Origin of the sequence: Varibaculum vaginae, assembly GCF_900604285.1 — a bacterium.
Taxonomy (GTDB): Bacteria; Actinomycetota; Actinomycetes; order Actinomycetales; family Actinomycetaceae; genus Varibaculum; species Varibaculum vaginae.
Window position 1 is genome coordinate 228408 of record NZ_UWNY01000001.1, and the last position, 14777, is coordinate 243184.

Sequence of the window (14777 nt, forward strand, 5' to 3'; positions counted from 1 at the left end):
GTGGCAAGGAGATGCAATGCACGACCTAGCTAAATTAGCCGATTATGATGTTTTGGTTATCGGAGGAGGACTAGCCGGATTAACCAGCGCCTACACTCTGCAAAAACAAGGTGCACGGGTAGCAGTAGTTGAGGAACGAGGACGCCCTGGCGGGTTGATCTGCTCGGGACGCTTCGGGGATTTCACTTTCGATATCGGCGCTGAGGCATTCGCGGCCGGGGCTACCGAAGTCAAAGATTTATGCCGGGAGCTAGGTTTACCACTGATTGCTCCCCAGGGTAAATCTTGGATTTTCCATCACGAGCGCGCAGGTCATCCCGAGGGCGCCCTTCCAATTCCTCACGGAATGTTAGGGATTCCCGCCAGCCTGGATGATCCCGGGATCGTGCAGGCGCTTAGCAAAGCAGAAATGGAGCGCGCCCGCCAGGACTTAACTATGGGACCGGAGGTGGGAACGGAAGAGACCACCGTCTCCGGTCTGGTAACTGCCCGCTTAGGTCAGGCGGTTTTAGAGAAAGTAGTCGCGCCCGTAGCCGGGGGGATTCACTCCGCCAGCACCGACCGCCTTAACGCTGATACCGTATTGCGCGGCTTGCGCCCGGCACTAAAGGAACATGGATCTCTGGTGCAAGCAGTGGCATCTTTGCGGGGACTTAAGCCGGGTAAACCGGCAGTGCTCGCCCCCGAAGGGGGAATGTTCCGTCTGGTAGAAGCCTTAGCGCAACGCATTGAAGAGGGCGGAGGACTAATTTTGTCCCATGTGCGCGCTCTCGACCTGGAACCGGTTGAAAATGAATCAAACACTGCTGCCGGCGCCGCTGCAGGCTCGAATCGGTCCGGCTTGGCAGGCTGGAAGGTAACGGTTTCAAACACCAAATCGGGGCCCACCCCGGGGGCAAGCCCGATTAATATTGGCGAGACAGTCACGGTCACCGTACCGCAGGTAGTAGTGGCTTTACCAGGGAAAATAGCAGCATCTATGCTACGCAAAGTACCGGGGATTGAAATCGGTCAGCTCCCGCAGGGTGGGCCAATCGCCCACGTATCCTTATTTGTAGACTGCCCGGCCTTAGATGCCCATCCGCGCGGTTCCGGAATGTTGGTACAGCGCCCCAGCAGTGAAGATATCGAAAACGACTGCGTGAGAGCCAAAGCCATCACTCACTACACTTCCAAGTGGCCATGGGCGGAGGAATCCGCTGGTAAAGGTCGCCACCTGCTGCGAGTATCTTATGGCTGGGCAAATGAGACGCAGATTCCGGTATCGGTCGAGGGGGCATTGAAGGACGCTTCCCGGCTGCTGGGGGTGCAGATTTCCCCGGATCAGCTACTGGGCTCCATGATTATTCACTGGGATGGTTCCTTGCCACCCTTCACCCCCAAGCATCGGGAAATGACCGCTAAACTGCTGGAAGATGTGCGTTCATATCCCGGTCTGGAACTGGCGGGCTCTTGGGTTGCCGGTTCCGGGATTGCGGCAGTAGTCCGTCAGGCGCAGACTATTAGATTGCGCGGTACCGGCTGGATTAGCGAGGCGGATCCGGATGCCTTGATTTTAGGAACTCGCGCCTCTCGCCTGGCAGTTACCCAATCCGAAACCGTAGCTAACGTTTTACGTGATCAAGGGCTAAAAGTGCAGTTGCGGCAGGTGCGCACCGCCGGAGATATTTCCCGTGCCTCTTTACAAAAACTGGGAGGAGTGGGTGTGTTTGCCGCACAATTACGCTTGGCACTCCTGGAAGGAAACTGCCATTTAGCAGTGCATTCTTTTAAAGATTTACCCACCCGGCCAGTAGCCGGTCTAAAAGTTGCTGCTATCCCTAAACGCGCTGATGCCCGGGATGCACTATGCGCGGCTCCTGGTTTAACTTTAGAAACTTTGCGTCGGGGGGCCAAAGTGGGGACCGGCTCTCCACGCCGCGCCGCCCAGATCCTGGCTTTACGCCCTGACCTAGAGATAGTGGATATTCGGGGAAACGTTCCCACCCGTCTGGGCAGAGTGAAAGGTATTAGCGCTCCTAAGGCCGACTTTACTGATGGCCGGGAAACACGGGAAAAAATCTCGCAGGGCGCGCATGACTTGGATGCGGTAATTTTGGCGGCCGCCGGTTTAGACCGCATCGGGCTAGGAACTTACGCCAGCGAGCGTTTCGATCCCGGGCAGCTGCTACCGGCGCCAGCTCAAGGAGCGCTGGCAGTAGAGGCGTCGGAGGAAGCGCTTAAAGCCCACCCCGATTTAGCGGCTACCCTGGAAGAGCTTAACGACCTAGCAACTGCGCTTACCTCTACAGCGGAACGGGCAGTGTTAGCGGAACTAAAAGCCGGGTGTGCTGCACCTGTAGGGGCGTTTGCCCAGATAGAGAGGGGGATACTCACCCTGACTGCCGCGATTATTTCCCTGGATGGCACCCGTAAAGTACGTATCAGTGATTCCTTGCAGGCCAATCCGGAAAAAACTTTTACCGAAATGCTAGATCAGGCTCGCGAACTCGGTGAAAACGTGGCTCGCGCCCTCTTGGAGGCAGGTGGCGGTGATATCGCTGACCTGAGCGCGTCTAAGGTGCGCAGCTAAGCACCGGCAGGGGAAACTATTTCGGAGGACGACGATGACTTTTACAGTGGCAATTACCGCAGCGGAAACTCGTCCACTGACTAAAATGCTACAGGCGAAGCTACCGCAGTACCGCGTAATTGGCGCCCCAGTTACCCATTCGCGCCCGGTTTCATCTGCGAAACTTCCCGTCTGCCTGCAACGTTTACAGCACGAGGAATATGACTGGGCAATTGTTACTTCTGCCCGGACTGTCAAATACTTGCAGCAAATTTTAGCGGGTAATCCGTCTTTAAATACGTTTCCACAGGTAGCTGCAGTAGGGAAGGCCAGTGCTACAGCTGCGAGTAATGCGGGTTGGCGCGTCACCTTGCAGGGGGAGGGTAACGCCACAGATTTGGCGCGGCAGTTTGCGAATATTTCCCCCGGTGGTCAGGTATTTTTACCGGGATCTTCCCTGAGTAAACCCGACTTAGCTAAAGCGTTAAGCGAAATGGGTTACCAGGTCGACACTTGTCCCCTCTACACCATGGCTCCGGTTTCCGCATGTCCGGAGGAATATTTTCACGCCGATGCAGTGGCGGTTACCGCTGGCTCTAATCTGCGTGCCCTCACTGATTTCGGGATATTTCCCCGCCGCAAAGACCCTGCCCGCTCCCTCCCCTACCTGGTTTGTATCGGAGAGCCTTCTGCCCAGGTAGCACATAATCTAGGGTTGAAAGTTGATGCGCTAGCCCCAACCCCGGATGCCGCAGGTCTGGCGGAGGCTTTACGTACCTGCCTAAAATTTTAGAAAAATAGGAAAATGACGCAGTCAGCGGCGAATGTACGATGAGCTTCTTGAATATTGGGCAACAGCAGCACAAAACGCGTTTTCGGAGAGCCTAAGTTATTAAGGCCTTGTTAGCATGAAGTATGACTTATGAAGCTCAGCCTGCTGAAGAAGAGGTTTTTCTCGAAAATAACCCCGATTCGAAGCATAAGAAATCCGGATTGATTGTTACCATCGCGATTGGGGCACTGGTGATACTCGCCCTGGTGGGGGTATTTATTGCTAATACCCTGGTAGCCAAGGCAGAACAAAGTAATCTGAAAGCCAATTTCACTAATGCTGGTTTTTCAAAGGTACAGACAGAGATTAACTCGAGCCCCATGCTGCTCAGCTACCTCAAAGGCTATTATCGGCACGCCAAGGTTACCGCTGCGGCAGGAACTCTTAGCCGCACAACTGTGGATGATAAAAAAGATCAGTCTCTAAAAATCAAAGATATGGTACTCGATGTCTACGGCCTTTCTAGAGGGGACAACCCTAGTATTGAAAAGGGAAGCGCGAGTTTCACGGTTCCGGGAGCAGAGTTCGATAAGCAGCTCAGCAATAGCAGTCATAATTCTGGCTTAAATATCAAGCGAAATGGAAACCAGATTACTGCCGAAAGTAACCAGGACGGACTGAAACTACTGGTTACCATGACTTTACATTTCAAACCGGCAGAAAAAGGTAAATCCGGAAAACTAATGATGACTACGGAAAAAATCAGCGTTAATGGCAGTGACGAACTTCTAGGACAAAAACTAACTCCCGCGGACATAGGGATGAAGCCAGAAGAAGAAATCCCCTTAGGATTTGCAGAGGGGACATTCCTAAAGAATATTGAGTTTTCGGGCAACGACATCAAATATGTCCTTGCCTTCAATAATCTAACCCTGAGTGACCTGACCTAGAAGTTTATTTACAGGAATAGGGAGAGTGCATCCTCGGGAATATCTGCGACACTGTTCACGGTTTTGAGCGTGAATCCCGCTCGAAGGCTAGGGCGCGGTATGCTTTTTCTAGTTTTCTTATCCGCAAGCCATATGGCTAAGCCAAGGAGGAACGATTGTTTAACTCCCACGAAGAAGCCCTCAAATTTGTTGCTGACCAGGGTATCGAACTGATTGATATCCGCTTTTGCGACCTGATTGGTACCAGTCAGCATTTCACTATCCCCGCCGACCAGTTTGCAGATGCTCTGGAAAGCGGACTGATGTTCGATGGTTCCTCTATTCGCGGTTTCACCTCGATAGAGAAATCAGATATGAAGCTAATAACTGATGTGTCTGATGCCTATGTGGATCCGTTCCGAGCTTGCCCCACTTTGGCCGTGAACTGTTCCATCGTGGATCCTTTCACCGATGCACCTTTCCCGCGTGATCCTCGCCAGGTCGCCTCTAAAGCAGAAGCCTATCTGCGTTCTACTGGAATCGCCGATACCTGTTTTATTGGTGCTGAAGCCGAATTTTACCTTTTTGACTCGGTGCGTTACCAAACCCAGCCTTATGACACTTTCGTAAAACTGGATTCGGTTGAAGGCTACTGGAACACAGGCCGGGACGAAGAGGGCGGAAATCTCGCCTATAAGACCCCTTTGAAGGGCGGATACTTTCCGGTAGCTCCCTCCGATAAGTTCTGCGACCTGCGCGATTATATGGTTAAACTGCTCAGCGACGCGGGATTAAAAGTGGAACGCGCTCACCACGAAGTCGGCTCCGGGGGGCAACACGAAATTAACTATCGTTTCAACTCGCTGCGGGCAGCGGGTGACGACATGATGAAGTTCAAGTATCTGATTAAAAATGCTGCACAAGAGGCGGGAGTTACCGCTACTTTCATGCCGAAACCAATGGCAGGCGATAACGGATCGGGGATGCACTCCCATTTTTCACTTTGGAAAGAGGGCGAGCCGCTGTTCTACGACGAAACCGGTTACGGTTCCCTCTCTGACCTGGCTCGTTACTTTATCGGGGGCTTGCTGCAGCACGCACCGGCGCTGCTGGCGTTCACTAACCCTTCGGTTAACTCTTACCGGCGTCTGGTTCCCGGTTTTGAGGCTCCCATTAACCTGGTGTATTCGGCGCGTAACCGTTCGGCTTGTATCCGGATTCCAGTGACCGGCACTTCCCCGAAGGCTAAACGGGTGGAATACCGGGTTCCTGATCCCAGTGCGAATCCTTATCTGTCTTTCGCGGCTTGCCTGATGGCGGGGATTGACGGGATTCAAAACCGGTTAGAGCCGCCAGCTCCGGTAGATAAAGACCTCTATGAACTACCACCTGCCGAATATCACGACATTCCGAAACTGCCGTATTCTTTGGATGCAGCTTTAGAGGCACTCCGAGCTGACCAGGACTTCTTGACTGAAGGCGAGGTATTCACCCCAGATTTGATTGAAACTTGGGTCAACTACAAGGAACAAAATGAGGTCGCTCCGCTGCGGCAGGTAGTTCATCCCTACGAATTCCAGCTTTACTACGATATTTAGGTCTGTTTGCTAAATAAATCCCGCCCCCGCGGCCTCGGAAAAATAATGGCTTTACCCAAAGGATTTCCGAGGCCGCGGGGGCGGATTTTTAGTACTAGAGCTATTACTTTCGGTCGCGATTAGTTTTAGTGATTTCCACTCCCCACAATACGCAGCCGATCACCCCGAAAACTAGGGCGGCCATCACCATAATTCCCGCTCCAAAGGGGAAACTACTGTCAGTGTCGGTCACATAAATAATCAGCGCCCCTACAGCTACCAACACTGCACCCAGGAGAGTGAATATCCAGGCAAAAACTTTTAACATTCTGTTTCTCCCTTCCGAACGGCTGGCAGTTAACCGTACTAACATACACCTAGCATCATGAGTGGGTTAAAATCATTGCAGATACCTAGGAGAAAAAATGACTGATGACTTCATGCTGAAACCAACTATTCGTCCTCGCCGCCTGCGCTCTTTTCCCGCGATGCGCAACCTGATCGCCGAAACCCGGGTCAGTCCCGCCCAGTTGATGCTGCCCGCGTTTGTGCGCGACGGGATTGAGGAAGCGGTAGAGATTCCCTCTCTACCGGGGGTTTTCCAGCATACCGTCGAGTCGATCCGCGAACTTGCCGCCGAGTGTGTGCAAGCTGGAGTAGGCGGAATCATGCTATTTGGGATTCCCAATACCGCCGATAAGGACGCGCAGGGCAGCACCGCCTGGGATCCGAACGGAATCTTAAATCGCGGCATCCGTGCGGTGCGCGAAGAAGTAGGAAATGACCTGGTTGTGGGGGCAGATACTTGCCTGGATGAGTTCACTAGCCACGGACATTGCGGGATAGTCACCGCCGACGGGCAAGTCGATAATGACGCCACCTTACCGCTATATGCGAAAATGGCGCTCAGCCAAGCCCGCGCCGGAGCCCATATGGTGGCACCTTCCGGGATGATGGACGGCCAAATCGCGGTGATTCGCCAAGCGCTTGACGAGGCCGGATTTACCGATACCGTGATATTGGCTTACTCCGCCAAATATGCCTCCGCTTTCTTTGGTCCTTTCCGGGATGCAGTGGCCTGCTCCTTAGAGGGCGATCGCCGCTCTTACCAGCAAGATCCCCGTAACCGCCGGGAAGGCGTATTTGAAACCCAGCTAGATTTGACTGAGGGTGCCGATATGGTGATGGTCAAACCTGCCGGTTACTATCTGGATGTGCTGACCGATGTAGCGGAAATGTCGCCGGTTCCGGTCGCGGCCTACCAGGTCAGCGGGGAATATGCCATGTTAGAGGCGGCAGCCGCTAACGGCTGGATTGACCGCGAACGCGCCATTGACGAATCTTTGCACGCGATTGTACGCGCCGGAGCTGATATGGTGCTGACCTACTGGGCACTAGAATACGCACAGCGAGACAACTAGCCCAGTCAATGCCTAATTCCTCCCGTCTACTTGCAGTCTCCGAGATAGCACACGCTGCTAACTGTCAGTGGCGGCTGTGGTGCTACCTCACCGGTAATACCGAGCTGAAATCTACCGATGTTTTTCACCGTTATATCGGGAATTTAACTGGCGCAGAGGAGGAAAAAATTGCAACAAGATACCGGGCAGCCGGGAGGATCTTTCAAACTAACCGCGAGTTTACTAGCGCAGATCTTAGCGGAAACCTGCCGTTCCTGGTTTACCAGGACGATTCGTGGGTGCTGCAATTGGCACGCTTTTCCGCCCATGCCCGCCAAGACTCGGTGAACCTCCTTGCCGGATATGCGCATCTAGCTAGGGCTAATCAGGAGTTATTAAACGCAGATTTTCCCGCTTTAGCGGCAAAACTTGCCCCTTATGCACAGATATTGCTCGCCGACGGCAAAACCGTAGATTTTTCCCTGGCTGAATTGGATGAAATCTGGGAACCCATTGCGGAGCAGGCGCACGCTTTAACCACCGACCAGAGTTTACTGTCTGCTACCCCCGAGGAGGCTTGGCGCGCCCTCGACACAGTGTGTGGAAGCTGTTCACACTGCGCTTGGGCACTGGCACGTTATGATGACCCCCTCTTGATCAGCGGGGTAGGTCCCGGACTGCGCCGGGAGCTGCGAGCCGAGAATATCTTCACTGCCAGTGGTTTTGCTGCCCATCCCCCTAGCGGTTACAGCCCGGAGCTAATCCGGCAAGCCCAGCTGCAGGTGGCGCAGCGCCCTGGAGAGTTGCTGCTAGAAACTAATCCCCTGTCTCCGGCGCTGATGGCGCTTCCCGAGCCTCATCCGGGAGATGTGTATTTGGATTTTGAAAATGACTCTCTTTGGGGTTGGACGAAAAAAGATCACACCGGGTTAATTTACTTGGGCGGCATGGTCTGCTGTGATGAAAATTCTTGGGGCGAACAAAAATCTTTAACCCCAGCGCTCTCGGTTCGCGGGCAAGAATCGCTACCAGCAACACAAAGCACAAACGTGGCAGAGGAAGTGGGGAAACTATCAACCCGTATCGGCGGAAAATACCAGAGCTTTTGGGCGCATAATCGCACTCAGGAACGCCAAATGTTGATAGATCTACTCGATTTCTTGCGCCAACGTTTCCACCGGTTCCCGCAGATGCATATCTACCATTACTCCCCGCAAGAACGCCTCTACCTGCAACGTTTATCGGCTCGGCATAGATTATTACAGGGCCAGGTGCGCGACTTACTGGCCAGCGATGGGCCGATGCGGGATCTGCAACAAGTCGTGCAATCAGCCATTCGCACCGGTCAAGGCGGATATTCCCTTAAAGAGATGGAACCGTTCTATATGGGCTCTTGGATGCGCTCTAGCGACCTGGATAACGGCGCAGACTCGGTAATTGTTTATGACACCTTGGCGCGAGCAGGCGCCCTCGATCCGGGAGCTGAGCTTAGCGCGGAGGATACCGAACAGCTGCGACTCCTCGCCCTTTATAACGAGTATGACTGCTGTTCAACCGCGCTTTTGCATCACTGGTTAATCGCTCAACGCCGCCGCCCGCGCCAAAGACTCAACTCGACTCCTGCTGATTTTGCTGCCAAGCAAACTGCGCACCAACCCTTATAGCTGTGCTCTTGTCTGCGCTTTTCGCTGCAGAAAAATTATTGCTAGCTCTACTGTCCCTGCCCCCAACCCCATGGGAAAATAAAGATATGACTGAGAATCAACTACCATCGAGCAACTTAAACAGTTCTGAGTCCTTTAACGGGCAGCAGGAAACCTCTAACCCGAGTTTTCCCCAATTCGCCCCGCAAAGTGGCACTGACAACTATTCTCCGCAGGGTTTTAACCCCGCCGCTAACAACGGCGTCGCCGCAGATGAACGGACCGTGGCGATTCTGGCTCATTTAGCAGCACTCATCGCCATGGTGGTTTCGGCCGGCTGGCTCACCTTTGTCGGCCCCCTCGTCGTTTGGTTTATTTATAAAGATAAAAGCAGATTTGTGCGTAACGCCGCCGCAGGTGCCTTTAACTTTAACCTGGCAATGACTGTCACTACTGTGGTGGCTTGGATACTCTGCTTCACCATCATTTTGATCCCGGTGTCCATCATTGCGTTCATTGTGGTTTTCGTGATGACTTTAGTGTGCTCGATTAAAGGCGCTTTGAAAGCCTCCGATAACAGGCTTTACCGCTACCCCTTAGGGATTAACCTGCTCGACTAGGTTTTCTGAGGCGCTAAACAAATTTGTGACTTAACGCACCAATTGTACCATTTCCCTGGTAAGCGGATTTTTTGCCTTCCATTTTTTGCCTTTCCAGATTTTTACTGTCCTAGACCCAGGTTTCTTCCAGCCCCGCCCGAAAAGCTAATAATTGTTTATTTGGGTTACCTAAGTTGCACTTGGGTTATTTTGAAAGGATCTGGACTTGTCCTTCGCGGGAAGAGCTTGGCGTTACGTCGTCAGAAAACCAGTTAGAACTATTGTCATCTTCGCGGTGCTCACTTTGGTAGCCACCGTTTTAATGTCAGCGGACGCTATCGAGAGGGCGAGTGCGCGGGAGGGCGCGAAGGTAGAAGCCAAGGCAGGTGCCGGCTTCGTCCTCGGAAATAATCCCCAGTTCAACCAGGGAACCCCACGAGGAGCCGGAACTGTTAAACCCGCAGATATCACCCAAATCGCAAAGCTACCTGAGATCAAAAGCTACGTGGCTCGGCAAAACGTGACTGCTGATTTAGTTGGAGCCCAGACCCAAAAACTGGGAACCAATGACTATGACGAAAAGAAGGAAGCGCAGTTTGGTAATGCGGTGAACGTGTGGGGAGTCAACCGCACCGATATCGACAATAATTTTCGATCCGGAGCATTGACCCTGGCAGCGGGGCGACATTTACGACCCGGAGATCACCATAAGGCGATTATCCATGAAGATTTAGCGAAAGCTAATGGTCTGAAGATCGGCAGCAAGTTAAAGCTTAAAGGCAACCCCTATGACGTGGATAATATGCGGCAGTCTACTGCGGAAACCGAAATGGAAATCGTGGGGCTGGTGCGAGGTTCCAATACCCGGCAGGCGGCTCAACGCAGCGAACTGTTTGCAAATACTGTTTACACGGATTTGGACACCACCCGCGCCCTCTACCAGATGAATAAAGACAACGAGATTTACCAGGACGCTAACTTCTTCGTGGCTTCCGAAAAAGACTTAGAGCAGGTAGAAAAGAAGGCCGGCTCCCTAAAGATTGATTGGCGCAACTACCAACTATCGCCCGCCACCCAGTATTTAGCGGGGATCACCGGAGCCCTGAGTGGAATAAATTCCCTGATGAGCACCACTAAAATGGTTGCCTTCGGGTTTGCGCTGCTGATTTTAACCTTGGTGTTGTTCCTGTGGATGAATGAACGCAAGAAGGAAACCGGGGTGCTACTTTCCGTTGGTACCTCCAAGGCCAGTATTTTCGCGCAATACCTGTGTGAATTAGTGATGACCGCGATCCCTGCGTTTGTGCTGGCGTTCTTTATTTCTGGAGCAGTCGCGCAGTGGCTCGGTAATTCCGCACTGGCCTCCGTGAATAGTTCGCTAATGCAAGAACTGGCTCAGGCCGGGCAGGCAGGCGCTGATATGGAATCTTCAGCCGCTACTAAGACCCTAGACGCGTTAGCAGTGTCCCTGTCTACCCCCTCAGTGATAACCGCTGTGTTACTAACTTTGCTGGTAGGTTTGCTTTGCGTATTAGCAGCATCATTCCCAATGCTGCGTCGCCCCCCGCGCGCTCTTTTGGTGGATATCAAATGAAATCTCTTAGCATTTGGCGGCGCTCCTGGTATTCGCTGATCCGCCGCCCGCGACGCGCCTTGCTGCTCACGCTACTAATGGCGGTGGTGTTTACCGCGCTGATTTCCCAGTCAGGAGTGCGCGCGCAGGTGGCCGGGATTTCCGAGGCAATCAACTCCGGAGTGAACGCGGGATTTACCGCCCGCAACGCCGGCGGTGCGCTCACTTTAAAGCAAGCAGAAAAGCTGAGCCACTTGCCGCAGGTAAAACGCTCGGCTTTGGAAAAAGAAACTTTAGCTAAGCCCGAGGGGGTTCGACTGGTAACTACCGCTTCCGGAGTGCAACTTGACGCCGAGTTTGCCGGCGATGCCGGGATTATCGGGACTACTAATAGCCAGTTGCATCCGTCTTTTATGGGGAGGCTGTATCGGCTAGAGGACGGCAAACACCTGGCTCCAAGAGGGCAGGGCGCGCTGATTCACCGCGAGTTTGCCCAGCGCAATGGATTACGTGTTGGTAGCCAGCTGCACCTAAGCGCGAACGGCAATGCAACAACGGTACCGGTAGTGGGGATTTTCAGCGGAAAAACCGAAAATCCGGGAGGACTACCTGCCGGGGCTTCGGAGAATCAGATTTTCACTGACCTGGCTAGCAGTCAGCGCCTGGGCGGAAAAGAACTGACCACCGCAAGGTACTTTACCGAGGACGCGAACTCCCTACCTGCCGCGTTACGAGCGGCAAAACAGGCGGATTCGCAGCTCAGTTTCGAATCTAATGCCGCCCAATTTGCGGGAGTACTGGCAACCCTGTCGGGGGTAAATAAACTGCTCACCGCGCTGGCCGTGGGGGTTAGTGCAGCCGGGCTAGCCGCCCTCGTCCTCATCATGATCTTTTGGATCCGCGGACGCACCCGTGAAATCGGAGTGCTGTTGGCGGTAGGAAAAACTAAGGTCAATATTTTGGGGCAACTCGCCCTGGAGTCGGCTTTCTTGGCGCTAGTCGGTAGCGTTATCGGTGCCACTTTGGGTTACTTGCTATCAGGTAAGGTATCTTCCCTGGTATTTGCCAAGTCCGCCAGTCCCTCCCTATCCGCCCTGTCTGCGAGCGGGAGCATCGGGAGTATCCTGGCCGCCCTCGTCCTCGGATATGTGATTACTTTCGCGGCGCTACTGTTAGCGACCGCTCCCCTGCTTCGTCAAACCCCGCGAGCTATCCTCGCCAAAATAAGTTAGGAAACATTATGAGTATTTTGCAATTAGACCACCTGGAATATGTGTACCCGGGAACCAGCACCCAGATTCTATCGGACGTGTGCACCGACTTCGAGATTGGGAAATTTTATGCGATTGTAGGTGCTTCGGGAGCCGGCAAATCCACCTTGTTGAACCTGCTGGCCGGATTAGATAAACCCACCTCCGGGGCGGTGCGTTTTGATGGCACCGATATTGCGGAGACTGGTTATGCTCAGCACCGCAAAAAACAGATTTCGCTGGTTTTCCAAAACTATAATCTGATTGATTATTTGACGCCGCTAGAGAATCTGCGGCTGGTGAACGGGAAAGCCGGGATCGATACTTTGACCCAGTTGGGACTTTCTGAAAAGGAGGCGCGGCGCAGCGTGATGGCGCTTTCGGGGGGTCAGCAGCAACGGGTAGCGATCGGGAGGGCGCTAGTGTCGGGGGCTCCGATTATTTTAGCCGATGAACCTACCGGGAATCTGGATGAGGATACCGCCCGCGAAGTAATCGAGATTTTGCAGCGAGCCGCGCATGAACAGAACAAATGCGTGATTGTGGTGACCCATTCGCGCCAACTCGCCCGCAGCGCCGACGTTACTTTGCGCCTAAATCGCCGCAAGCTAGTGGTGGCGTGAACTGCCATTAGCCAAGTGTTTGCATGCTGAATAATGTAGAGGAATGCTCACACTAGTACCTTGCTGCAAAATATAGGCATACCTTGATAAATGCAAACTATCAGATCGCCTATTTTCTGATTTATGTGGTAGCTAAGCAATTTGTTGCCCTAAAAGCGTTCTATAAATTGGGTGATCTTTAAGCTCCTGATGAGTCCCTTCCGCAACCACGCGCCCACCATCAAGAACTACGATATGGTCCGCGATACGAATAGAAGCCAGCCGATGGGCAATGACGATAGTAGTACGGTCAGCCCTCGCGTTACGAATATTCTTCGCAATGGAGGCTTCAAGGAACGGGTCAATATTAGCTAGCGGCTCATCGAGGATAAGCATGTCGGGACGCCGAAGAAAAGCACGAGCAATCCCGATACGTTGACGTTCCCCACCCGAGAGCGTGGTTCCCCGATCCCCGACTTTCGCGTCTAATCCCCCTAAAGAAGTAATCAGCTCACTGATATCAGCTTCGGCAAGAGCTGCCCAAATATCATCATCACAGGCTTGCGGATTAGCTAAAACAAGATTGTCTCGTACGGTTCCGGCAAAAATATGGCAGTCCTGGGGAACAAGAGCCAGTCTTTCGCGATATTGGTTAGGTTGATAGGAGCGAAGATTTTTCCCATCAAAACGCAGTTCGCCTTCCTGAGGATCAAGATAACGCATAGCCAGATTGGCTAGGGTAGTTTTCCCCGCCCCTGATTTTCCAACAATGGCGATTGAGCGTTTAGGAGTTGCGGTTAAGTTAACTTGGTTAATAACTGGCTTACCGGCCTGATAGGAAAAAACCGTATTGTCGCTAACTAAATGGTTGGTTTCTGCCTCGTATTCGGCATGATTGGTTTCCGGGATGGAGGGGATGGGATCCTTAGCGTTAAGAATGGTATTAATCCGGTGTGCGCATGCCCCAATTTCTCCGACTCTCCCCAGCATACCGACTAGTGTTGTCGCGGGGGTGGGTACTAGACCCGCTAGCACCACCGCAACTGGTAACAAAGCTGAATCTAAATGTCCGGTCAACACCCATCCAGTTAGGATGACTAGCAAAATCGTGGATCCGACTGTGGTTGCAATCGTAGAAAAAGCTGATTCCCAGGCTTTTCTTATCGTTTGCGAATTCTTAGTTACCTGCACTTTTCGTGTTAAATCCAAGATCTGCGCATTTTGTTTATCCACCATCCCCAATGACCGCAATTCCCTTTGCCCTTGAATAGAATCCAAAACTGCAATACGCAATTGGGCTAGTTGATAACGTAATTCTTTACCTTGCCGGCGTTGTATGGACATAAGGGCGAAAGGAAATGCAATCATAGCTGCGGTTGGTATCAGCATTATCAGTCCCATCGGACCAATAAAACTCACCAGCACCCCGGTGAATAAAGTTGGAGTAAGAATGGCACAGATGGCAGTAGAGGCCGTGTGCGCATAAAACCATTCCAGCTGTTCCGCATCATTCATGGCTGCCGATGCCACATCACCGGTGCGTTTTCCTTGCAACCCTAAGGGTGCGATTCGCTCGATAGCGTTATATATGTGCACCCGCAAGGTATGTAGAATCCGGTAAGCAACTTCATGTGACCACCAAACCTCAAAGAGGGTACTCACGGCATGCACGACCACCAGGGTAAACATCATAATGAACAGCAGGGTCAGATTGTTCGTACGGTTTAATATGAATTGCGTAGATATCCATACTGAACTGACCGCAACCCCAACAACGGTAATTTGGGCAAGTGCAGTCACAATGGTGGCGGCTACGAACAGGGGAACACATTCGCGTAGCCGCTTCATCAGTGCAAGGAAATTACTGAAAACTAAGGTCAT

At 52.7% G+C, this 14777-nt stretch carries 12 protein-coding genes; 10 read left to right on the top strand and 2 right to left on the bottom strand.

Annotation, left to right across the window (positions count from 1 at the left end; genetic code table 11):
- Nucleotides 1-16: 16 nt before the first annotated feature.
- The 4 genes from EFB02_RS08775 (at nucleotide 17) to glnA (ending at nucleotide 5850) form a co-directional block, all read left to right on the top strand.
- On the top strand, nucleotides 17-2572 hold the full coding sequence (locus EFB02_RS08775) for an FAD-dependent oxidoreductase (protein ID WP_122819554.1): 2556 nt from the start codon (nucleotides 17-19) through the stop codon (nucleotides 2570-2572).
- A gap of 34 nt (nucleotides 2573-2606) precedes the next feature.
- Entirely contained in the window at nucleotides 2607-3344 is a 738-nt protein-coding gene (locus EFB02_RS00985; protein WP_122819556.1) for a uroporphyrinogen-III synthase, read from the top strand.
- A 122-nt stretch (nucleotides 3345-3466) separates the two neighbouring features.
- Nucleotides 3467-4273 carry a hypothetical protein gene (locus EFB02_RS00990; RefSeq protein ID WP_122819558.1) on the top strand — a complete coding sequence of 269 codons (807 nt, stop codon included), beginning with the start codon at nucleotides 3467-3469 and terminating at the stop codon, nucleotides 4271-4273.
- A gap of 155 nt (nucleotides 4274-4428) precedes the next feature.
- Nucleotides 4429-5850, top strand: a complete 1422-nt coding sequence (gene glnA, locus EFB02_RS00995; RefSeq protein ID WP_122819560.1) for a type I glutamate--ammonia ligase — start codon at nucleotides 4429-4431, stop codon at nucleotides 5848-5850.
- Nucleotides 5851-5953: 103 nt separating this feature from the next.
- On the opposite strand, the gene EFB02_RS01000 is transcribed toward glnA, so the two are convergent.
- Nucleotides 5954-6157 carry a hypothetical protein gene (locus EFB02_RS01000; RefSeq protein ID WP_122819562.1) on the bottom strand — a complete coding sequence of 68 codons (204 nt, stop codon included), beginning with the start codon at nucleotides 6155-6157 and terminating at the stop codon, nucleotides 5954-5956.
- Between the two features lie 97 nt (nucleotides 6158-6254).
- On the opposite strand from EFB02_RS01000, the gene hemB reads away from it, so the two are divergent.
- The 6 genes from hemB (at nucleotide 6255) to EFB02_RS01030 (ending at nucleotide 12917) form a co-directional block, all read left to right on the top strand.
- A complete protein-coding gene (gene hemB / locus EFB02_RS01005) occupies nucleotides 6255-7250 on the top strand; it encodes a porphobilinogen synthase (protein WP_200831518.1) in 996 nt (331 codons plus the stop codon).
- Between the two features lie 8 nt (nucleotides 7251-7258).
- Nucleotides 7259-8893, top strand: coding sequence for a ribonuclease H-like domain-containing protein (locus EFB02_RS01010; RefSeq protein ID WP_122819564.1), 1635 nt, complete (start codon nucleotides 7259-7261; stop codon nucleotides 8891-8893).
- A gap of 86 nt (nucleotides 8894-8979) precedes the next feature.
- Nucleotides 8980-9492 (top strand): DUF4870 domain-containing protein, encoded by a 513-nt coding sequence (locus EFB02_RS01015; protein ID WP_122820601.1) that lies wholly within the window; start codon nucleotides 8980-8982, stop codon nucleotides 9490-9492.
- A gap of 205 nt (nucleotides 9493-9697) precedes the next feature.
- The gene (locus tag EFB02_RS01020) at nucleotides 9698-11065 is read left to right on the top strand and encodes an ABC transporter permease (protein WP_122819566.1); all 1368 of its coding nucleotides are present in this window, start codon (nucleotides 9698-9700) and stop codon (nucleotides 11063-11065) included.
- Entirely contained in the window at nucleotides 11062-12276 is a 1215-nt protein-coding gene (locus EFB02_RS01025) for an ABC transporter permease (RefSeq protein WP_122819567.1), read from the top strand. The genes EFB02_RS01020 and EFB02_RS01025 overlap by 4 nt, the downstream gene beginning before the upstream one ends.
- An 8-nt stretch (nucleotides 12277-12284) precedes the next feature.
- Complete coding sequence (locus EFB02_RS01030; protein ID WP_122819569.1) at nucleotides 12285-12917, top strand: ABC transporter ATP-binding protein; 633 nt, start codon at nucleotides 12285-12287, stop codon at nucleotides 12915-12917.
- A 132-nt stretch (nucleotides 12918-13049) separates the two neighbouring features.
- Here the strand turns inward: EFB02_RS01030 and EFB02_RS01035 are convergent, their stop codons facing one another.
- Nucleotides 13050-14777, bottom strand: a complete 1728-nt coding sequence (locus EFB02_RS01035) for an ABC transporter ATP-binding protein (protein WP_122819571.1) — start codon at nucleotides 14775-14777, stop codon at nucleotides 13050-13052.

Excerpts from the sequence above, each read along its gene's own strand:
- EFB02_RS01035 (WP_122819571.1), bottom strand. The coding sequence starts at position 14,777 with ATGACCTTAGTTTTCAGTAATTTCCTTGCACTGATGAAGCGGCTACGC.
- EFB02_RS01015 (WP_122820601.1), top strand. The coding sequence starts at position 8,980 with ATGACTGAGAATCAACTACCATCGAGCAACTTAAACAGTTCTGAGTCC.
- EFB02_RS01010 (WP_122819564.1), top strand. The coding sequence starts at position 7,259 with ATGCCTAATTCCTCCCGTCTACTTGCAGTCTCCGAGATAGCACACGCT.
- hemB (WP_200831518.1), top strand. The coding sequence starts at position 6,255 with ATGACTGATGACTTCATGCTGAAACCAACTATTCGTCCTCGCCGCCTG.
- EFB02_RS01025 (WP_122819567.1), top strand. The coding sequence starts at position 11,062 with ATGAAATCTCTTAGCATTTGGCGGCGCTCCTGGTATTCGCTGATCCGC.
- EFB02_RS00990 (WP_122819558.1), top strand. The coding sequence starts at position 3,467 with ATGACTTATGAAGCTCAGCCTGCTGAAGAAGAGGTTTTTCTCGAAAAT.
- EFB02_RS01030 (WP_122819569.1), top strand. The coding sequence starts at position 12,285 with ATGAGTATTTTGCAATTAGACCACCTGGAATATGTGTACCCGGGAACC.
- EFB02_RS01000 (WP_122819562.1), bottom strand. The coding sequence starts at position 6,157 with ATGTTAAAAGTTTTTGCCTGGATATTCACTCTCCTGGGTGCAGTGTTG.
- EFB02_RS00985 (WP_122819556.1), top strand. The coding sequence starts at position 2,607 with ATGACTTTTACAGTGGCAATTACCGCAGCGGAAACTCGTCCACTGACT.
- EFB02_RS08775 (WP_122819554.1), top strand. The coding sequence starts at position 17 with ATGCACGACCTAGCTAAATTAGCCGATTATGATGTTTTGGTTATCGGA.